The sequence below is a fragment of the Alloalcanivorax balearicus MACL04 genome (assembly GCF_025532145.1).
GTDB lineage: Bacteria > Pseudomonadota > Gammaproteobacteria > Pseudomonadales > Alcanivoracaceae > Alloalcanivorax > Alloalcanivorax balearicus.
The window spans coordinates 1-20707 of sequence record NZ_ARXS01000035.1; the positions used below are offsets into that span (position 1 = coordinate 1).

Sequence of the window (20707 nt, forward strand, 5' to 3'; positions counted from 1 at the left end):
CTACTGGCTGGTCGATGTCCCCCTGGCGGAACTCGACCAAGACCTCGCTATCGATCCGGGGCAGGAAGTTGGCGCCCCAGTTGGGACCAGCCAGAGCCTCGGCCACCGGCACCCAAATCCCCGAAGACGCATCGCCAGGGGCATGACCCGATTGGGGGGCACCGGCATCGTTAAGGCCACCGGGGTTGGGAGCGTCCCCGCGCTGCCAAGTGTATTGGATGCGCACCTGGTGGTCGCGACTGCTGGTTACGGCGTCGCCGGGGTGGCCCACCACTCTCGCCAGCAGCGGGCCGCCCACCTCGGGCTTGGGGCGGGGCAGAGGGGCTATGGGAGTGGTGGCCGGAATGGCCAGGAAAGCGTTGCGGTACTGGCCGGCCTTGAGGGTGTCGTCGCCGAGCAGCTCGCCAGCGTGGCCCAGGTTGTTCACCGCTGCGTGTTCCACCACCAGAGCCACATAGGGCCCTTCATCGCAACGCGGATGGCCGCTCAAGGTAAAGGCTTCACCGGTGGCCAGGGTGCGTACCCGACTTTCGCCGCGATGGACCCGTTGTAACACCCGCAAGGCATCCAGATGGTGGCCGGCGGTCCGTTCCGCCTGTTCGGCGTTGTCGAAGCGGGCATCCTGGCGGTGCCAGTAGATCTCCCGTACTGGCAGACCATCTGGGTCGGTGGCTTCGGCGCGACCAGTGACGGTGCGCACCTTGCCGCTGTGCCAGCTGGCCACCTGCACCGCGTTGGGGGTGAGGCGGCTACCGTCGGTGAAGCGGGTCACCGAAGGCCGGCTTTCCTCGGTGTGGTCATTATGGAAATCCAGGGAGGGGCCTTCCGGCAGGCGGGCGTGCTGGTCGAACACCACCAAAGTCACCGGCGGGCCGCCGTCCTCGGCATCCTCTTGGCCGTCCTGGCGATGCTCAAAACGCCAGGCCAGCCCGTATTCCGCCATCAATCGCTGACAGAAGGCCCACTGGCTTTCCCGGTACTGGGTGATCATGGGCCGTTGCGGCAGCGGGGCCATGAGATCGAAGCGGACGGCGGCTTCGGGGTATTCGCCGATGATGCGTTCGATAACGTCTTGGGCGGAGCACTGAGGGAATATCTCGCTGTTCAAGCGTTCTTCCAGCCAGAAGCTCCAGGAACCCAGGACCAACTCGCAGCGGGGCAAACCGTCCATGTCCCGGTATTGATAGGAGTCTACACAGACGCCGTGCCAGCGGCGCCAGCCGCCATCCGGACAGCGCAGGGACAGCGTCATCGGCTGGCCGTTCAAAACGTCACCAATGTCCTCATCCCGACGGTCCGAGCCGGTAATGAAGCAGTCGATGGTGAAGGTGTACTCGCCACAGACTTCCTCGCGGCCCCGAAAGCGCTCCACCACCAGGCCATCTGCTGCGGCGTCGATTTCGATCAGGCGTCGGTCTTGGAGTGGGGTGGCCAGGGCGGCGAGAATATCGCGGCCAAGCGAAAAGGGATCGGTCATGGAAGTCCTTCTCCAATATCTATCATCAGCGAATCCGGCTGAGCTCAGCGAAGCATAGCAAGGAGAGGGGGGCAGTCAAGGGATGTGGAGCTCAGCCCAAAGTAGAGAAACTAGTGCTTCTGGACCACTAATTGAGGATCAATGATAGTAAAAAAAGAAGAAACCATTGTTGATATTATGAGTAGGCGTGGTTTTATGGCTCACGGATAGCTAAATGAGGTTCCCTTTTTTGGATTTTAATTTGAGATAGAGAGGACTGTTGGCGATATCCGGCTTGGACTTTGCAACGATTTCCAGAATGTCATTTAAATCGTACTTTGGTGAATTGCGCTCGCCGGTTACGGCGTGAAGATATTCTAAAGTTGAACTGGGGAATTGGCTGGGAAAGTCGGTTTGCCTTAGTAAATGAATCAAGAAAGAAGGGTCATCATTAGCAGATAGCCAGTGTCGCACTAATTGAGATGCTGCGGGAAACTCGCGGCCTGAGGAAAGGCAAAGATGTGCCAAATTAATGGCGATGGCGTTAGACATAAATGAATTGTCTTTTGGCCAGACATTTAACCAGAATGGCTTGATTCTGTTGTTCCAGAAATATTCCTTTTGATGGCCTGCTCCTTCCAGAGCTTGCCAAAGAGCGCGCGCGACTATGCTCAGCCCTTCTTTAGGGAGACGAGCAAGAGCTTTCTGGAGGTCTTTATGATCAGAAGCCTCAAAGCAGTCGAGGGCGAAATTGGTAAAAAGTACAGCGTAATGCTCTTGATGGTCGCCAAGGATATCATAATGCTTTGAGGTTTCTAAGAAATCCTTTTTAATGATGCTCATTAGAGGTGGGTAAAGCCTAGGTGACCAGAGAAAGCCTGCCCATGCCGCCGTGGCTTCAGTTCTATTACCTTTCCACCTAAGAAGGGGAAGCAGGTTTTCTCTTGTCCACTTCTCGTCGACTCGATAGAAGGTAATGAGATGAGAGAGTAATATCACCCGCCCGTGAATATAAAAGATATTGTTTCTGTCGCAAAGCTTGAGAAAGAGAGTCTTAAATTCGCTCGCAATTCCATCATTGTCTCTGGGTTTTTGAGAAAGCCATAATTTGATTAGAGCCTGGGATGTGAAACCTATCGTATGGTTTATTGCGCTTAGTACTGGTTGGTGTTCCTCCTGACGAGTGGTTGCAGCAGCTTCTTCCTTTTCATGGGTAATTTCCAGTGCCCGGCCGCAAAGAGAAATAAGAGTTTCCAAATGAATGTCTACATGTTCTGTGTTAGAGGCTTCTTTAACCCACCAACTAATGGTTCTTTGAAGAGATGTAAAAGGCCTTGATGGCATGGATGTCAAGATGGGAGGTAGACATTTTGCGGAGCGAGTAATTAGAGCATCTTCGCTCCAAGTTTGAAGTGCTTCTCTCCAGCGTTGAACGGGCCATTGCTCCATATTGGATAGGTCATGTAATGCCAAGAGACTATGAAAAAACCTCTCGCGACAAGTCTGGCGCCAAGTATCTGTATGGAAGACCTCCTCCGAAACAGGAATGGTGAGCCAGTGCACTAAGTCTTTACGTTTGCGTGGAGCATAGTCTACTTGGTATATATCATCGAAATCAGCGTCAGCGTTACTGCTAGACCAGCTAGAAAATTCCTCTCTATCGTTTGGGGATATCGACCACGTGGGATTCGAATGCGATATTCTACCAAGAATGAGGATGGATTTTTCGCTTAATTGACAGGTTCCTTGTTGCAATTTAGAAAGGCGAAGCCACACTGACTGATCAACGGTTTTATTCCATACATCATTGTCAATGTCTGCGACATACATAGACCTAGGAGGGCCGGCAAGTATCGCAGCTTCTAGAGCAGCTTGGCTGGGTCCGGAAAGGGTGCTGCCTTTCTGGACTAATAAGCGCATTACCTCTCTCTTGGTTTCGGCAGCCCAAAGCCACCAGCTAGATTCCACGGTAAGCCAATTTAGCCAATCATTTTGCGATATGCCTTTATGGATGCTGGCCGCATACAAAGCGAGGCGTTTGAATACTGGGTAAGGAAAATCGAACCAGCCTAGTGCAAGTTGACGTGCTTTTTCCGCATCTTCTTCAAGAACCTTAAGCCAGGCGTCCCGTGTAAGCTCGATTAGTAGTGTCCAGTCTTTGGAACCGCGATTCTGGTAATGTGGTTCTATAGATCTTAAGTCCCAATGTGATTGATCATAATTATGATTGGCTTTATTTAGTACAGAATGAAGGTCCATCGCATCAAGCAAGAGGCTTTGAAATTCAAGGAATAAGTTGGGGAGTTCCTTTGAGAACTTGACGCTGGCCGTCGTGAGAAGGGCGCTTCTGACATAATTATCTGAAAGTACCACGTCGCCGGTGATAGTACGAGAGGGTGAGCCTTGGGCAAGGTGGTCGCTTTCGAATGGCCATTGAAGCTTCTCTCTAAGTACCACTTTGGGTGAAAATATTGCACGCAGATCAAATCTCAATGCTGGCGTTAGACCGCTATGTTCGAAGCGTTCTAGCCATTGAGAAAAGTTCATCCTAGAAGAATTGGATTGTATTCGGCCTGATATTATTAGTTCCCATAACGATTCCATATATGAATCTGGAACTGCGTTTGGTGATGTGGAGATGAGTTGTTCAATTTCCGGGGCCTTTAACTTCCTTATTTTTCTTATTTGTTCATCAACGAGTTGTAGAAGATTACCGTGTAAACGTAGCCCTCCGGATACAATCCAGAGAATAAAACTAGGGTCATTGAGATGACATAACAGCCAACGAGCGAGATGATATAGGGGTTTGTCCCAGTTTCCTTCTGAGTTGCTTGTGAAGAGAAGACTCATCCAGGGAGATAGCGTGTGTGGTGCAGGGCGATGGATGAGACTGAATGAAGGAGTCGAGGTTGTATTGTTGTATGCCGTTATCCCAAAACGCGGAAGGTCTTCATCTGAGTAACGCGGATCTGTGAAAGCCTTTATCCAATCAAATTTTGGCGTGGGGATGTGATCTGCGAAACGCTTTGCGGGCATGCCAGAATCATCACTTAGGGCCCATAACACCCTTCCTACAAAATCATCTTCATGGGAGCTTGCGGATGGGACGCTTGTCGCATAATTTACAATGATTTGTTCCTTGCCAATAACGCCATCCCGATATACTTCTGACCATGAGCGCAAAGTGTCATGAAGGGCGCGATGTTCCGAATCGCCTTCGGGATTTTCGTAAAGAATTGGGGTCACTCCTTTGGCCTCCCACTCCGCATATTTTTTGTCTCTAGTGGAAGGTGAAAAGTCGCCAAATGCATAGGCTTTAGGAATTGATTCGCCAAGCTTTCGGTCAGCGGCGAGGGCGTCCATCATGTACTTTAGAACCGGATCATTAATGCTGTATCCAACAAAGCATACGACATAGTTTCGAAATAATTCGGATGCAAAGCGAGCTGCCCAGCGCTCGGTTAGATATGCGAGTCCAAAATCACCACTAGTTAAAACAAGACTATTTAGATCGTTGTCATTGGACCGAGAGGGGATGTGGCCGTGTAAATAAATTAAACCATCCCATCTAGAGGCCTTGGGTACGGGCAACATTGGAGCTATGTGTGATGGGAACTGCCTTCCTAGTTTTCTGGCTGCGCGGTCGAACAGAGTATCGAAATTCGTAGTTATAAGCCGGAGTTTCCTATTTCTCGTTGTTGCCAGAAGTAATAATGAGCAGTGAGTGTCAAGGGCGCGCTTACGTCTTTTGGGTTTTAGTACATGTTTCAGGGCTTGCCTTATCTCAAGGCGCCCTCCAGGTAGTCGATGCTCTAATAAATCAAGTGTTGAGTCGTATTGGCCTTTTTGGAAAGTGATAAGCTCCTGTGGGAGAAAATCCGTACCAACATGTCTATATATGTCGGAGACTAGGCCTTTGAAACCAGGTAGGCCGGCAGGGTAGGATACGCCAGCGCCACAAAAGAACACGACGCGCCCCTCTTCATGAGCTTGAGTGAGCGCATCGGGAATGTCCGGGCCATTCTTTATAAATTGCATGCTGTTTTTTTAATCTTTTGGGTGTGATAGGAAGACGCGAAATTTTATATATCTACATATCCACTGGCCTGTCAAGAATTTTGGGGCCAGTTAATAAAAGGTTAAATGTTGGGTTGGTGGTGGCTGTATTATTTTATCGCTATGATAATCCGTTTGATGGTGACGAGCATCATAAGAGGCAATTGTGTACATTGGCAATCGGTGTCGGATGTACTCTTTCGAATAGATTGGGGTAAGGCCCCAGCCTGTAGCGGTGATAAGGATAGGGTGAAAGTTCCCCGGAGGGGGCTTGATCTTCCGGTGTCGGATCATTTTTTAGGTGGCGGTCTTCCGGAAGACGGGGCATACAGAGAATGAGGGATGCAAGACCAAAAACGTAGTGACTTGAAAGAACCCAAGTCATGATTCGGCATCTCGCTGCCAGGAAGCCGTTGCTCTGGGATACAGTCGGTTGTAGGCCGACTCACTAATGAGCGGACTATTCTCCATCAGGAATGTTTGATGGGGAGAAGGGCAATATCGTCTAATGGCTATTTCCCACCAACGAATGGCTTGGCTTTCAGGTCTTCTTGCTCTACAGATACCTCTGAGGCAAACTGGCCACTAATTGAACAGCTACGACGACCCGGGAGGGCGTCATGACGACCCTGAACCAGGAACAGCACCGCAAAACCGAGAACGCTCGACATTGGGTGGCGGCATCCGCCGAATCCCAATCCCAGCCCGAGCGGGGAACTGTGCGCCCGAATGAGGCAGAGCGTTTGGCTGAGAGCCAACGCACCGGCGGCGATCCTATGCGCATTAAGGCAATCCGTTCCTGGGTGACGCAGGGTGGCCCCGGTCGCCAGATGGCGTTGATCCTGGCGGCGTTACTCATTGGCGTACCTGTAACGCTGCTGGTCCTCGAACCCCTTATCAGCGTGGTGGTGACTGTGATCTTCGGGATCGTTATGGTTCGTGCTTTGTTTGCCGGCGATGGTCATGCAGAGGAATCCCCATCGTTCAGTTTCACGCTGCACGATGGGGATAGGAAGGATGGCCACCCTTCTTACAATCAGTTAGATAATTCCCAAGAAAACCCTTATAACTGGTGAATTATGGCGCAAGTCTAAAGCTTGCCCTTTGTTGCAATACTTTTCGCTTTATCACTGCCTTTTTGGCCTGCATCACTGGCCGGTCCCTGGCCATCGTTAATAGCCTTGGAAGCAGCATCCCCACCTTTATACCCCGCCCAACCCAACATCCCCATCCACAAGGCGGGGAGCACCAGATACATGGCGATCACCACGAACCAGCGCACCATCCGCTCTTTCGCGTTACCAATGCCGGATAGCCAACCGTCCATATCATTGCCATAAAGGATCTCGGTGAGGTTGTTGTCCATCCAGGTGGCCAACTGCCACCAGAACGTCATGAAGATGGTGCCGAACATCAGGAACGTGACCAGCCCGGTGACTTTCCAGGAATAGCCGGAGAACACCAAGAGAAAGGGCAGTACCATAATGATGGCCATAACGGTCAGCCACTGCACCATCGGCAAGGCGTCCACCATGATGCCTTTCATCGGCGCGGCCGCCATAGAGGCGAGGCCAAGGCCGAGCCCCTGCACCATGCCATTAATTTTCTCCATGGCCCAATCGGAGCCATACCCCTCGGTAATGCTGGAACCCGCGCTCCCCGCTCCCCCAATGGGGGACTGGGAGCCGCGGGGATTGGCCGCCAGGACGCGCCGTAGAGCGGCGTCCTCGGCATCCCCGCTACTGAAGGTGGCGCGCACCATGTCCCAGGTATCGGTCTCGACTTGGCTGGCCAAACGGGCCTTCAAACCCACCGAACCCGCTTCCCACCATTCCTTGCAGGTGGGGTAGCCTGGTTGACCGGGCCCCGTACCGGATCGACCGGCGTCCCGGGTACTGTCGTAGGGGAACCCTTGGGTTGGCTTATCCGCGTGCAGACTGTCGTAGTAGCCGGAGGTGTTCAGGAAATAGCTGGAGCCGATCCAATCGACGTCGATCACCAGATCCTGGGGCAGTCCATTGGCCGTCGCCTCGCGCAGTAGTTTGTGCTTGGCCAAGCCATAACACCATTTCTGAAATTCATTCAGTTGGTGCCGAAGCGTTGGGTCCGCAATCTCCGTCCCGTCCAAGGTGGTCGCAATGTACTGATAGTCCGGCGTGCAGGGCAGGGCGGCCACGGCGGCGTTGGTGGCGCCGTGGGATACGGCATGGACCGCCGCCCACCAGAGGGGCGCCTTCGCTGTCTGCCCCCCAATGGAGCCCGAGCCGCCACCGGTTGTGGAATCGTAGACCTTGGTGCCGCATTGCTTCCAATGCGTTTCGTCGTATTGCCCGGTCTGAAAGTTAATGGTCATGATCGGCGCTGTGCAGAACCCGTAGATCAGGATCATGGCATAGAAACCGGCCTCGATCCGGTTCAGCGTGAGGAGACCTTTGTTGCCTTCGTCCTCCCCCTCCCGGCGCGCCTGGTACCACTCTCTGAGCACCAGAGCAACGAAGGGCAGGGCGGCGACCATGCTCTCGTTGAGCATGCCCCAGATGGCGTTGTTCACCACCCAGCCGAGCACCAAAACGACATGCTCGAAATATCCGAAGGTCATCAGATCCGCGCTCATTGGGTACCTCCGGCGTAAGACAGGACGTTGAACAGTTCCAAGGTGGCGATAACGATCACAACAGCCCGTTCACTGCGGCCCAACCGGTACCGCGCGGCGGCGCCGCCATCTTGGTCGCGTGCCACTGAGACCAAGATCCGGGGTCGCCACCGGCGCCAGTAGAGCACCCCTATAACGAGATAAAGCCCCAAGCGCCAGACCACCCACCACGGCGTCAGGCGGGTCATGAGGGCATGCCATTCCTGCAGACCGCCCGCCAAGAGGCTGCCAATGGCGGTCACCGCCACGCTCAAACCAAGCAGGATGGCCCATAGGCCGAAAAACAGCTTCCAGCGGGACAGGTGGCTCCAGCGAGCAGGGTGGTACCAGGCGGGGCGTTCAGGCATGGCGGGATCCGGTGTCTGACAATCACGATTGCTGACTATGCTGCCGAAGGGGGCATTGAGATCAATGGAAAACCCCAACGTCTTGGTGTTGAATTTTAGGCGGTTCGGTTTGCGGGGTTGTAACCCACACATTGGCGAAGGCGGCACTCACATCTTCAACCAAGGGGATGAGGCTGGCAGTGTCTGAATAGGGATGCGAATAGAGGTGAAGGGATGCGATATGCGTGTTTTGCATGGCCTGGAGGCCAGATAGTGACCCCGGAGGAGTTTATTCAGAGAGCCACGCCAGAATATCGGGCGAAGGGCATTCACGCGTACTGCCCTTCGTGTGGTGAACCTGTTCACCCCTACGGCGTACAGAGCTCTAACCCAGATGTGCCGCGGAGTTTCCATCATCCTGACCGTCAGGATGATGCGGACCCACTGGACGACTGCCCCCAGGCTAATCGAGGTGGGCGCTTTCGAGGCATGTATGCCGATGGTTGGGATACAACCCGGGGAGAGCGTCTTCGTGCCCAGTTTTTTGAGCGGGACACGCTGTGCGCCGCATATGAATTTTGTCGACAGATGTGCCATCGGGGCGGCAAGCCGATTCCGTTCCCTGTCGCTAAATTTGGCGAGATGATCCGGCGAGCGGATCAGCGCCGCATTTGGGCGTATCGGGGTATCCCGCTTTGGGCGGTCCCCTTCACACTTTTGGCGTTGGTGAATATCGAGAAGGGGGAAGGCCCCAGGGACTATCCCTTTCACTTCCTGATACAGAAAGGCGGATCGAGCCCGCTTTCCCAGATCTGGGAGGGGAAACGTTCCTGCCGGATGGTTAAGTGCTTCTCGGATGGAGGGAACGTCGTGAGAGGTAGCGAAGTGCCGATCGGAGAGGACGTCTATCTTGAGGCATCACGACGTTTTGGGTGGGTTCTGGATAAGCCGCGGCTACTGGCCGCCCTGATGGCGTTGCGCGGTCAATAGTTTCCTACACCGTAGATGTCGAGCAGACGGGTTTCCGGGAGTAAATGTCGAGGAGTTTCGAGGGGGGGCAGCCGCTCTTCACGCCAGACATCGAATATCCGAATAAACGCCACTAGGGTGCTGACCGCGTCGTTGAAGGACTTGGTTTCCTGGTAGGACAGAACACCGTCGCGAGAGGGGTAGGGCTCATACCGGTTCTGGATCCGCACGAGGTGATGATAACGGGCCAGAACGAGGTCGGCGTTGGCACCATCAAACCGGCCGACGGGTGTACAGCAGGCAAAAACGAACCGGTTCGGCTGGTGCGGATGGGGTAAAACGTGACCGTAATCGGGGCTTAGACCGGCCCCGCAGTCCAGCAGAACCAACGCTTCCGGCCCCTCGAAGGGGCCGTCGGAGGTGACCAACGCCCGCTGGGTCAGCAGGGTGCCGGCGTCCAGGTCGGGCCGATCCGCCAATCGGGCTTGGATGAGTGCGGCGGCCTCGCGCTGCGTTTGGGCGGATGGGGAGTGGGGCATGATCTCGCTCTCCTTACAATCACGGTGTTTTACTGCTCGGCTTCCCACACCAAAGGGGTACCCGGCGGTGCCAGCGGGGCGCCATCGATGACGGTGACGGTGGTGCCGTAAAGCGCCTGGACCCGCGTGTCCCAGAACTCCCCGCCTTCCGGCTCGCCGAGATGGTGATCGGGGTGGAACGTGCGCAGCATCGCCGCCAACGCCTGCACCGCCTGCGCGAACGAGGTGGCAGAGCGGCAGAGCTGATCACGATGCCCGGCCTTGGGGACGGTGTAGTAGACCCGGTCGCGCATCCAGTAATAGTGGCGCTGAAACAGCAGATTGACCTCAGGGGCGTCATAGACGATGTTGCTGTGGCAGATCAGGGCGGTGAAAGGGTATGGCGGTGCCGTGTTTACGGTCTTTTTTTCTGTCTTTGACGTCTCCGGTGCCGGAACGGGCAACCTCGCAACGTGGGCATACCAGTGCCCTCGGCCCAGGGCGCCCACATGGACCCGCGCCAACAACTCCACATCGCCGGAGGGGCCGCAGGCGGTCGAGACTACCCGATGGGTGGCCAGCAATCCGGGCCGGCACTGGGGATGGGTATCAATGGCCTGTGCCAACTGAGTCTGCAAGGTCTGAGTGTCGAGGGAGCTGATTTTAGAAGCGTTCATGACGACGGCCTTTCGATAACTGGCGATACGCAGAACCACTTGGCGCTGCGCTCACCGCAGTAATGCGCGGTGAACCTGTCGGTGTCCGGAGCCTGGGTCAGAAACAACAGGGTCTGCCAGGCGTCCAGATCATCCACTGCCTCCCACTCCAGAATGCCGTCGAGGGCGTCATCCTCGGAGGGCCAATTCGTTCGGCCTGTAATGGCCATCTGTACGGTGATGTCCTGCTTTGAGCCCGTGATGTCCGCACACCAATACACTCGGCCGGCGACACGAAAAGCAGAGAGCCAAGTACGCAGAGGTGATCCCGCGTGTCGTTGGATACGTTCCCAGAGTGCGACCAAGTAACCCTGGCGATCGGGATTAAGCCTACTGTCGCCGTTGGGGCCAATCTGAAAAAGCGGCTCAGGATGGGGGACCGTCTGGGCAAGACCGACCTGCGCCCGAAAAAGCGCATCGAGTTGGCACGGGCCCTGGGTGGGCGCACCCAACGGCTGAGGCTCACCAAGATGAAGCTGTGGATGCAGAGGCGTTGCGGCGCGAACCTCGGAATAGGCTTGATCCGGATAGTACGAGGTTGCGGCGCGCACAATGTCGTCGAGGGCATCAAAATCCACGTCGGGCCGACCGGCGTAAAATGAATAAAGAGGCCAGAGGGCCTCGACAAAGCGCGTGGTCAAGCGGTCATTCTGGATGATGCCGACACCGATATTGAACCGTTCTTGCCGGATGGGGTCGGGCTCCAGTTGGAAGGGGAACCAAAGGGGCGTTGCAGACACCATGGGCTCGCCTCACCGATTGGTCATGGGAAAAAAGGTGCCGGGCGCATCCTGTGCTACGGCCTGGATTGATCGCGATCCGAACAGCACACACAGGAGACCCGGCATGACTTACTTCAATTGATCCAGCGGATCGGGCAGGGCATCACCGGACTCCGGTGCCCCGGTCCGAGCGGACCCCGAGCGTCGCAGAATGGCCGTGCTGGCCGCATTGCGGGCCAACGCCTGACGCACTTCCATCTCGGTCTTGAGCGAATCAATGTCCCGATCCAGGACTTGCAGGCGCCGATCGATCGCCGTCTGACCTTCCTCGTTGTCGGAGATGCCGGGCTCGCTGGCACCGGCCAACAGCAAGCGCCGCGCCCAGATCGCTTTGGTCAGGGTACGGGCTAGCGCCATCTCACCGGCCAGGCGATGAATTAACAGCGGGCCTTCCGGGTCGGTTTTCAGTGCCTCGATGACACCGCGTGATACGGACAAGCCGGGCCCGGCGGAGACCTTGCGCAGATTCTCCGGTGTGGTCGGCGTTGAGCCATTGACCATGTTGGCCAGATCCTGAGCCAGCTTTTCCTGTTCGTCTTCAAGATCGCGCATCAGGCCGGCACCGGCCTCGGTGGTGACTTTTTCACACCCATCGCAAGTGCGATGCACTTCCTCGCCCGCCACCTTGCTGATCCACTGCGCGGCCTCCTGTGGCGAACCCCAAACGGTGCACATGCCACCCCGGCAGGCGGACCCGCCTCCGCCGGCACCGCCATTGCCGCCACCCCCGGCCCAATTACCATCATCCGTGGGCACGGAGCCCCAGCCACCCCCACCACCACTGACCGGGGAGGTATCCGTGGTATTGGTGCGACCATGCAGGATGTTGTAACCGGCGGTGGCCGTGTCGTTCATCACCCGAATCGGTTGTTGACCGCTGCCGCCGCGTTTTTCGCCACCCACCCAGGTAGTGCCCCGATTGCCGGCCTCATCCTCTACGCGCTCTTCGGCACGGACCGCATCGGGAGAGGCCATGGCGGCCAGCTGCCAGTTTTCGGCCACGGCACGGCGTTGCCAGCCGCTGGTGGGGATCATGTCCCCCATCTTCTCGGCCATCTGCTGGCAGGAGAGTTTGGCCTTGGAAAAATCCGCCTTGCCCTGCAGCACACCGTTGGTGACCAGGTCATAAAGACCCGGGTCCGCCCGCTGAATGATCATGGCGGGCAGACTGGCGACTGCCCCCTGCGCATTACGGACGATGTTGCCCATCATGGAGCGAAAGCCATCCGTAGCACCATTCAGTTGGTTGCGCACGGTGATTTTGGGATCAAAATTGCCGCAACTGGCATTGGCGTTCCAACGCAGCCCCAGGCCGATCTGCCCGGGCTGGTGGCCCCGGCCGGCGGAAATCGCCACCGGCGAGGCGCCGCCGATCTGATAATAGAGACTGTCCGCGGATTCGGCCTGGGCGCTATGAGGCGAGAGGACCACAGCCCACAACGCCATCACGCAGACCACGGCGCAGCGACCGTACCGGTTGTTCGGGCAAACCGACCTTGCCACCGTTAAAAAAATACTCATGGGTAGTCTCCCGTATGGGAAAGGAGTTTCTGTCCGCGTTTCTTGCAGCAGCTGTAGGGCCGCCACAGCGCCCAGGCGTAGTCGCCTTGTTGAGCGAGATGTCCCCGGAACGACGCCGCGGGCCCGCGATCCGGGAACACGGCACAAGAGCGGGTCATGGCCGGCGTCAGGCGTTGCCACTTGTGGGTGTCCTTATCACCTTCCTTGACTGGGGGCGGCGCCCAGACACCGCGGGAACTTCGGGTTCGGGGCACCAGCGGGGTATAGACGTGCGGCTGGCCGTTGCGGGTGACCAGATCCGCCACCCGTTGGGCGACGACCGCAGCGGCTTTGTAATCGTTGGATTGCGTTATGAACCCAGAACGCGGATAAACATTGCCCCAGCGGTTCAGCAGCCCCTGACGGACCTCGCGCAGCCCTGGCGTTAGCGCCTGGGGATAGACTTTTTCAGGCAACCCCTCGCGCCAGGCGTAGCTATCGAGCACGGACAGGAAGTACGGTTGTAGCGGCCGTGCTGGGGTAGAGCAGGTATAGCCCCATTGCCCGGCGAACTGGCTAAATAAGGTGGTGGCCGGATGGCCAATGGCATCCCCATTTTTGAAACGCAGGCTGTTATGGATGCCGTCCTCGCCGGTGGAACTGGCCGCGTCCGCGCCCTCGGCGGTGACGCCACCGCCCCGGGCATTGCCGTTGGAAGGACTCATGAACGCCACGTCCCGCCAGGGGTTGTCTCCGGTGTTCTGATAGCTGCTGACCACCAATTCCGGGATGTAGTGGCCCACTTTGACACTGCTGCGTACCGAGCAGCCAAACGGCGTGCAGCGCAGCCACAGGCACACCCCAACCACTCGATATTGCAGACAGTCCTGGGACCAGGCGGACTGGACGATGGAGGCCGTGTCCACGGCTCGGGCGGGTGTGGCGGTGCCGAGAAGACCGACCGCACTGAAAAGGCTGACCATACTGAAAACACGGAAAAGGCCAGCCACGCCAAATGGACATCTCATTGGGACGCCTCCCGAGCCTGCTCAATACGTTTAAGAGCCTGGGCCACATCATGGACGCCATAGACCACATAGGTGCCGTCCACCACCACGGCGGGGAGTTTTTCAATGCCGATCTGCCAGGCCCGGGCCACGGCTTCGTAGGCCCGTCCGTATTCCTTAAATAAGTGCTGCCAGTCTTCGGAGCGCATGCGCGCTTGTACGGCCTGAGCGGCGGCGTCGGGATCAGTGGGTAGATCCAGGGACAAAGCGCCGTCGAGCCTGGCCGGGGCGTCCAGTTCCACCACCACGGCATCGTCGGGGACGGACGTCATGGGCTCGGTGGCGACGGTGAAGACCTCGATGCCGGCGTAGGCCGGCGTCAGGATGGCCAGGATGGCATTGACGCTGAGGGTGGCAGCCAACAGATATCGGAAAGGAAAAGATCGAGGCATGGCACGGACACAGGGTGATGGGGTTCCCTGCATGCTGCCATCGCCTTGTCTTGCGACAACGGAAAAAGCCCACGGGGCGCCGTGGCATTTTCTGCTTTTGTCGATTCAACCGCCGTCAGTTCAGTGTTCTACCAGAGATCAAACCGATCTGAGCCAGCGCGCTGGTGGCTTTTTGCGCCGCGTAGCCGTCGCCGGAGCGCTCCGCCCAGGCGGCGAGGTTGAGGGTCATCTCCTGAATAAATTGCCTCTCGTCGCATAACTCCAGACAGCGCTGGACCAGCCCGAACAGATGGCTGCGCTGTTTGCGTTGCTCCAGCCGGGTGGCGGCGGTGGCCAGGTCCTCGCGCACCCAGTTGTAGCCGAAATCCGCCTTGTCCGGCTCGGCGACGACGGTGGTGTGGGGCTGTTCGTCGAGATCCTGCAACTGGGTGTCGGCGACCAGGATCAGGACACTGGCCAGCTGGACCGCGGTACGGGCATCGAGGGACCATTGAAAGATCCGCTGTTCGCCCATGCGGCCGCTGTCGCGGCGATAGCGCCGACGCAGATCCAGCAGCAGTTGCGCTGGCGTCGCCGTAGCGGCCCCGAGGTGATCCTCGTCGAAGACCACGCTCACATCCAGGACCACGCCCTCACGGCCGGGATGGCGGTATTGCCGAAAGGTCACGCCGCCGGACGGCGTGTCCACCCGTTTGAACTGAAAGGTGGGGATATCGGGTTGATCGTCCATGTCTCGCCTGTCCTTTCGCCTGTCCGTGCGGTCCTTTTTAAGGGGCGAAGGCCGTTCTGGCAAGCGCTCGTGCCCGGTCTGGTGTCCTGCCTGGGGCGTTTCGTCGGCGGCGGTGCCGGTGGTGTTCCGGGGCATGGTGGTGGTCGGATTGGGCATGGAAAACTCCTATTGAGCGGAAGAAGTGAAGTTTGGGGCGTCGGGATGGCGCGGATGCGGATACGGCCCGGACTACGACCTCTTGAACAACGAGGCGATCCGGTGACGCAGGGCGGTGGTGTGAGACGGCGCGGCGGGCTTGAAGCGGGCGATTGCCAAGTCTTGGCAACGGGCAATAAAGGCATCGCGATCGAGGATGTCGTCCTGGTCGGTGTCCAGATCCCGCCACTCAAATGCCAGTTGGTAGTGGTCCAGTTTCCAGCCGGGGGTGTCGTCCCGGCCAGCCTGTACCGGGCGAGGGATCACGGTGATCGGCTGGCGCTGGGCGTGCAGGGCGGCTTGCGCGCGCTGCCAGATTTGGTAGGCGAGTTCGTCCACGTGGTAGTGGTTCACGGTGACGTCGTGGAGCTGACTGAGCCCGTGCTCGGCCAAAAAAAATCGGGCGAGACAGGTACGGTGGTTGCCGTCGGCGCCGACGTAGAAGTCCAGGCCGTCCACCGTACTATAAAAAAGACGGGGTGCGCGGGACTGGGGGGCCAGGTAGTAGTCCGGGTTGTCGTGCAGCCACTGGAGATTATGGGGCATGCGTTTGCCGCCGGTGAGCAGTTGCAGCCAGGTTTTGCCGTGATGGTCCTGATGATCGGTGCCGACCACGCGGAAGACATTGACCGAGCCGGTCTCGCTCCAGTAGTGACGGGTGACGAAGGGCTTTTTCTCCTGGGGCAAGGCGGCGCTCCAGGCCTGCAGCGTCTGATTGGCCCAGTGCGGTGGCGCGTTGAGCTGCCGGCGCACGACGTCAAAATGATGGGGCTCGGTGTTTGCCCTGCCACGGTCTTGTCGGGTGTCCGCCATGATACGTGCCTTATTGAGGATCGGTCTGCGCGGTGGTGTTCGCGCTGTCTTGGGGTTCCACGGCCTCCAGAGGCAAGGGCTGGCCGGTCTGACTCAGATACTGCTCCAGGGTGCGCACGCGCCGCTGAAGTTGATCCCGATCCAGATGTTCGCTATCGGGCGCCACGGCGAGTTGGCTATAGGCCGCCATAAAAGCGCGCAGCACGGAAGAAGGGGTTTGCGCCCGCGTGTGAGCGGCCTCGACAAAACGGTCCCAGAGTTGCCGGCTGACGCGAAGGTTGAGCTGGTGGTCTTGTGAGGTTGTCATGATGGGGTTCTGCCTATACGTTGCCTTTATATCGGTGCGTTGATGGAGGAGGGTGATGGGAAGGGCCGTGAAATGGGTATTAGGAAGCATCGCTGCCACGGGGTTATTCATCGTTGTCTTGTTTCTGGTCATGCCGGAGGGATGGGTGGCGGTCAAACACTATGCCCAGATGTTTATGTCCTGGTGATAGCAAAACGGATTTTCCTATAGGTAGCGCCGAAACGGCACGATCAGGTCGGTTAACAGAACCCCCATCATGGGTGCATGGGAAAGTGTGAGCAGCGCCAGGAGTAACGCCAGAGCATCCTGTCGGCCCAATGCCGGCGACGCGGCCAGGGTGGCGAGCGCGTCGAGCCGATGCACGGCATGGGCGAGGATGGGGTGGGCGACGTACAGACACCCCCCGATCAGGGTGATCAGTCCCGCCAGGTTGAGCAGTCCCTTTAACCGGGGCTCACAGCGCATGGAGGGCCTTTTGCGTTGCAACCAGCGTTGCAGACCGAATCCCCACGCGGCCATGCCAAGCACAAAGGCGCCGATCCAACGCCCAGGCGTGACCGGATAGGCGGTGCTGGCGAGAGAGGCCGAGAACAGGATTGCGGTGCACAGGGTCAATCCCGCCGCCAGGGCGGCCAACCAGAGGGCAGTGCGCGTCCATGTCGTGGGGGGAAGAGTCGGATGCGGATCGGTGGTGTTCGGCAGAGAGACTTTCATGATCTCGATCTCCTTAAGGTTGGCCTTGCGCGGTGCCCGGGTTTGACGGTGGCGCGGCAGGGGCCTCGTGCGGCACTGTTTTGTCGTAACGTGCCCGATCAATGTCCAGGCACAGGGCAAGCACACCGCGCCAAGCGCACAGCAGGAGACACAGCGCCCCATACACGTTGAGGGCGTCGGTCGCGCCTTTGGCGAGGGCCCCTTGCCATCCTGAGAGAGTGAGCAAGGGGAGCGCTTGCGGGATTCGGCGATACGCGTAGAACGCGATTCCCGCCCCGACCAGTGCGATCAGGGCGCGCACGCCCCACTGGGCCATCGGCACCAGACGAATGGGCCCGTCGTTACGGCGCTGGGTTCGCAGCAGCCGATGCCATAAGGGCCAACTGGCGACGATCAGCAGTGTGTCGCCGAGCGCGGCAAGCACGAGCAGAGGCCAGATCACATGATCCGGCCGAGTCTCGGCGGCGAGGTACAGCAGCGTCATGCCAAACCCGTAAACCAGAGAAATGGCGCCCACGGCCACCAGAGCGATCCCCCATCCCGCATCGGGATTGTCCGGTACCTCTTCGGTCACCGGCCTCATGATGGCGCCGCCTCGTTGTCGAGGGCGTGCAACCCCCGCTTGCGGTCCATCTCCTCGGCGATGCGAATCGCGGCGTCCAGTTCACTGCACTGGTGTTCGTCCATGACCCGCTTGCGTTCCTGTTTCTCCTCACCTTCGGTGCCGGCCAGAGAGAGATACAAACTGGGCGGCACGATGCGAAACAGCGCCTCGATGCGGTCGGCCAGGACCACGCCTTCGGTGTAGCGCCCCCGGGCCTTGGCGGCGCTGCCGATGAGGGTTTTTTGTTCGGCGGACAGGGCCTTAAACCGGGCGATTTGCTCAATTTCATCCGGCGGTGTCACCAGACACAGCCACCACTCGATCATGTTCAACAGCTTCTGGCTGGCGTCCGGGAAATCCTCCAAATTCTGGGTGGCGAGCCAGATCCAGTAGAACAACTTGCGCCCCATCTTGCCGGCCTTGACCAAGTAAGGGCTCAACAGCGGATTGATCGTGACGATGTGGCACTCATCGATGGCCTGGATGATCGGGCGGCCCTTGTACTGATCCCGCTCGGCGAGCGTGATGATAATGTTGGTCAGAGAAATCACCGCGAGGGCCAGGTGCGCCTCGTACCCGTCCCGGGCGTAATGGGCCAAATCAACAATGGTGACGTCACATTCCGGCCAGGCCTGACCTTCCCGGTTGAACACCTCCCCATCAAACCCGTCACAAAAGAGCGCCATGGCTTCGGCCATTTCATGGGCGCGGGACTGGCGGGGCAGGGGTACCTTGGGATCCGTGGCCAGCGCATGAAGGCCGGCCACCACATCCTGGGTCAGACACTGGCGCCCCTCGTCGCGGCTGCGCTGCGCCCCATAAAAGATCGCGTCGCGCACAAGACGCCGGTCGGCGCGGCGGAACTCCGCTTCCTCTTGCGGGTCGCCGCCGGTGATCATCAGGCGGGCGGTGAGTTCCATTTCCCCGAGCACGTCCCGCTCGTCGGCGTCCTCGTCGTCCTCTTCATCGTTTTCTTCCGGAACCGGCGCGGGCTCGTCGGACCAGCCGTCCTGACGGTCCTCCACCTTGCGGCGTTCGGTAATGGCGTCGTCGTCCAGTAGGCGGTGCGCCTCGGAGAACAGGGGCAGAGGCGGCGCTTTGCCGGGCGCCATTTTTACCCGGTTGACGGTCAACCCGTGCCGCTGGAAATACTCCCCCAACAACCCAAAGGAGTTACCCACCTCAATCACAAACAAACGGGGCCGACGCAGTGCCATGACCTGGCTGAAGATCCCGTTCAAGGTGGCGGATTTACCGGCGCCAGTGGGCCCGAACACGAACATATGGCCGTTCTTGGCCCGGTCATTGGGATCCAGCGGATCAAACCCGAACGACCCGCCGCCGCGATTAAAAAAACTGAAACCGGGGCGGCCGGTGCCGCGAGACCGGCCAAACAACGGCGCCAGGTTCGCCAGGTGCTGCACGTAGTTCAACCGGGTGTACCAGCCTGGCTTATCCTGTTGCGGATCGAACGCCATGGGCAGCCAGCGCAACCAGGTGTTGAGCGGCGCGATTTCGTCTTCCGCGTCCACCGGCTTCAAGTGAGCGCTTTGCAACTGGGTGATGAGCGTCAGGGTCCGCTGTTCCAGATCGGTTTCATTGTGACCGCGGAGATAAAACACCAGGGAGGATCGATAGAGCTTGTGATTCTGGTTCAGCATGGCGCGTGCGGTTTGGCAGTCCTCCCGCACCGCGGTGGCGTGCACAGAATCCCCGTGGGCTTTGCCGTGTAGGGTGTTGATGTGGTCTTCCAACACGTCCTGGGGCGTGGCGACGATCGTGAGGACCATCTCGGTGTCCTCCGGCAGCACGTCCATAAGCGCGTTGAACGCCTGCCCGCCGGCCCGGGGCATCTCCCCGGTCAGGTGACCGACATCCGGCGCCCGGCGCATCGCTTCCACCGGAATGGCGCGGTGGGGCAGACCATCGAAATACCACAGCCCACTGTCCACATCAGCGCGGGGCGACCGATACAGAAGATCCTCGGCAAAATCGTAATCCGGCAGACCGGCCACGGCGTCGTCCCCGGGGTAGGCCACCCGGTCATAAAAGGCATGAGGCGTATCGGGGTCGGCGGCCGGGCGCGGATTGAACCACGTCAGCATCCACCGATGAAACGCCGCCCCATTCATTTTTTTAAGCTGTAAACCGGTGCCTTCCAGACCCGCCGCCAGGCGGTCGTAGACCTGGTTGGCGGCCTCTTCAGGGACCCCTTTAGGGTTGGGGCCGAGCCAGCGATACAGCACCAGGCGTACCCGCCGGGTTTGCCCGCGCCAATCCGTGCGCGTGACCACATCATCCTGAAACAGCCCGCCGGGCTTGGCGATGGCCTGCAGGTGCTGTTCCATACTGCGCAGCCAGGCCTGGGTGAAGGCGGTGTCCAACAGGGCCGGATCGGCGTGTTGGACCACCCGCGCCATTTCCGCGGCCGGATCCACCTCATCCCGGCAATACAACTGCACCACCCAAGGATGACTGTCGTACTCCGGGAGCGCGTCCTGCAGGGTGGCCTCGATCTGATCGCGCAGGCCGGCCAAGGTGTCTTGCGAGCGGCCTTCGGTGGGGATGGGCGTCACCTCGGCGGCGATGCCCACGGAGACGCCGTCCTCCAATAAAAAACAGCCGGAGTCCGGCAAGTACTCCACCCAGGGCAGAAATCGGGTAAAGGACGGACCACGCTGATACGAGCGCTTGATCTCGGCCCAGGTCAGGGGCTTACCGCGTGACTGCGCGATGGGGTTCCCTTCCGGGGCCTTCAATGCCGCGGCGCCATCGGCATGGAGAAGGGCGGCGCCGTCCTGACCCTCAACACGCGTGCCATCCTTAACCCCTTCCCAAGTCGGGGCTTGGCTCTCGTTAAGGTTGGTAGGCGATGGGTTAAAAAACCGCTTTATCGTATCGAACATAGG

General features: G+C 58.6%; 18 protein-coding genes. 2 read left to right on the forward strand and 16 right to left on the reverse strand.

Translation table 11 applies throughout. The features are described from left to right. Together MA04_RS19710 and dsr1 are read right to left on the reverse strand one after the other, a co-directional pair. The coding region (locus tag MA04_RS19710) for a type VI secretion system Vgr family protein (protein ID WP_262462391.1) at nt 1–1477 on the reverse strand (1477 nt) is incomplete at its 3' end. A gap of 210 nt (nt 1478–1687) precedes the next feature. Then, nucleotides 1688–5494 carry an anti-phage defense-associated sirtuin Dsr1 gene (gene dsr1, locus MA04_RS19715; protein ID WP_233926176.1) on the reverse strand — a complete coding sequence of 1269 codons (3807 nt, stop codon included), beginning with the start codon at nt 5492–5494 and terminating at the stop codon, nt 1688–1690. Nucleotides 5495–6132: 638 nt separating this feature from the next. Here dsr1 and MA04_RS19720 point away from each other — a divergent pair. Next, complete coding sequence (locus MA04_RS19720; protein ID WP_233926175.1) at nt 6133–6588, forward strand: hypothetical protein; 456 nt, start codon at nt 6133–6135, stop codon at nt 6586–6588. A 14-nt stretch (nt 6589–6602) separates the two neighbouring features. Here the strand turns inward: MA04_RS19720 and MA04_RS19725 are convergent, their stop codons facing one another. The 9 genes from MA04_RS19725 to MA04_RS19765 form a co-directional block, all read right to left on the reverse strand. Continuing rightward, nucleotides 6603–8126, reverse strand: coding sequence for a conjugal transfer protein TraG N-terminal domain-containing protein (locus MA04_RS19725; protein WP_233926174.1), 1524 nt, complete (start codon nt 8124–8126; stop codon nt 6603–6605). Then, nucleotides 8123–8512, reverse strand: coding sequence for a hypothetical protein (locus MA04_RS19730; protein ID WP_026950066.1), 390 nt, complete (start codon nt 8510–8512; stop codon nt 8123–8125). The genes MA04_RS19725 and MA04_RS19730 overlap by 4 nt, the downstream gene beginning before the upstream one ends. A gap of 962 nt (nt 8513–9474) precedes the next feature. After that, entirely contained in the window at nt 9475–9999 is a 525-nt protein-coding gene (locus tag MA04_RS19735; protein WP_233918188.1) for a hypothetical protein, read from the reverse strand. A 29-nt stretch (nt 10000–10028) separates the two neighbouring features. Continuing rightward, on the reverse strand, nt 10029–10655 hold the full coding sequence (locus MA04_RS19740) for a hypothetical protein (RefSeq protein WP_233918189.1): 627 nt from the start codon (nt 10653–10655) through the stop codon (nt 10029–10031). Then, the gene (locus MA04_RS19745) at nt 10652–11437 is read right to left on the reverse strand and encodes a hypothetical protein (protein ID WP_233926173.1); all 786 of its coding nucleotides are present in this window, start codon (nt 11435–11437) and stop codon (nt 10652–10654) included. The genes MA04_RS19740 and MA04_RS19745 overlap by 4 nt, the downstream gene beginning before the upstream one ends. 108 nt (nt 11438–11545) lie before the next feature. Beyond that, nucleotides 11546–12997 (reverse strand): hypothetical protein, encoded by a 1452-nt coding sequence (locus MA04_RS19750; RefSeq protein ID WP_262462396.1) that lies wholly within the window; start codon nt 12995–12997, stop codon nt 11546–11548. Continuing rightward, nucleotides 12994–14004, reverse strand: coding sequence for a TIGR03756 family integrating conjugative element protein (locus MA04_RS19755; protein ID WP_449355857.1), 1011 nt, complete (start codon nt 14002–14004; stop codon nt 12994–12996). The genes MA04_RS19750 and MA04_RS19755 overlap by 4 nt, the downstream gene beginning before the upstream one ends. Then, nucleotides 14001–14405 (reverse strand): TIGR03757 family integrating conjugative element protein, encoded by a 405-nt coding sequence (locus MA04_RS19760; protein ID WP_262462398.1) that lies wholly within the window; start codon nt 14403–14405, stop codon nt 14001–14003. The genes MA04_RS19755 and MA04_RS19760 overlap by 4 nt, the downstream gene beginning before the upstream one ends. Nucleotides 14406–14550: 145 nt before the next feature. Further along, entirely contained in the window at nt 14551–15165 is a 615-nt protein-coding gene (locus MA04_RS19765; protein WP_233926171.1) for a hypothetical protein, read from the reverse strand. Between MA04_RS19765 and MA04_RS19770 the strand changes: the two genes are divergently transcribed. Further along, entirely contained in the window at nt 15164–15337 is a 174-nt protein-coding gene (locus MA04_RS19770; RefSeq protein ID WP_233926170.1) for a hypothetical protein, read from the forward strand. The genes MA04_RS19765 and MA04_RS19770 overlap by 2 nt on opposite strands. A gap of 56 nt (nt 15338–15393) precedes the next feature. Here the strand turns inward: MA04_RS19770 and MA04_RS19775 are convergent, their stop codons facing one another. The 5 genes from MA04_RS19775 to MA04_RS19795 form a co-directional block, all read right to left on the reverse strand. Further along, nucleotides 15394–16173 carry a hypothetical protein gene (locus tag MA04_RS19775; protein WP_233926169.1) on the reverse strand — a complete coding sequence of 260 codons (780 nt, stop codon included), beginning with the start codon at nt 16171–16173 and terminating at the stop codon, nt 15394–15396. 10 nt (nt 16174–16183) lie between these two features. After that, nucleotides 16184–16480 carry a hypothetical protein gene (locus MA04_RS19780; RefSeq protein WP_233926168.1) on the reverse strand — a complete coding sequence of 99 codons (297 nt, stop codon included), beginning with the start codon at nt 16478–16480 and terminating at the stop codon, nt 16184–16186. 204 nt (nt 16481–16684) lie between these two features. Further along, entirely contained in the window at nt 16685–17194 is a 510-nt protein-coding gene (locus MA04_RS19785) for a hypothetical protein (RefSeq protein ID WP_233918367.1), read from the reverse strand. A 13-nt stretch (nt 17195–17207) separates the two neighbouring features. Then, entirely contained in the window at nt 17208–17777 is a 570-nt protein-coding gene (locus tag MA04_RS19790) for a hypothetical protein (protein WP_233918368.1), read from the reverse strand. Next, nucleotides 17774–20704, reverse strand: coding sequence for a conjugative transfer ATPase (locus MA04_RS19795; RefSeq protein ID WP_262462401.1), 2931 nt, complete (start codon nt 20702–20704; stop codon nt 17774–17776). Before MA04_RS19795 ends, MA04_RS19790 begins: the two co-directional genes overlap by 4 nt. Nucleotides 20705–20707 lie beyond the last annotated feature (3 nt).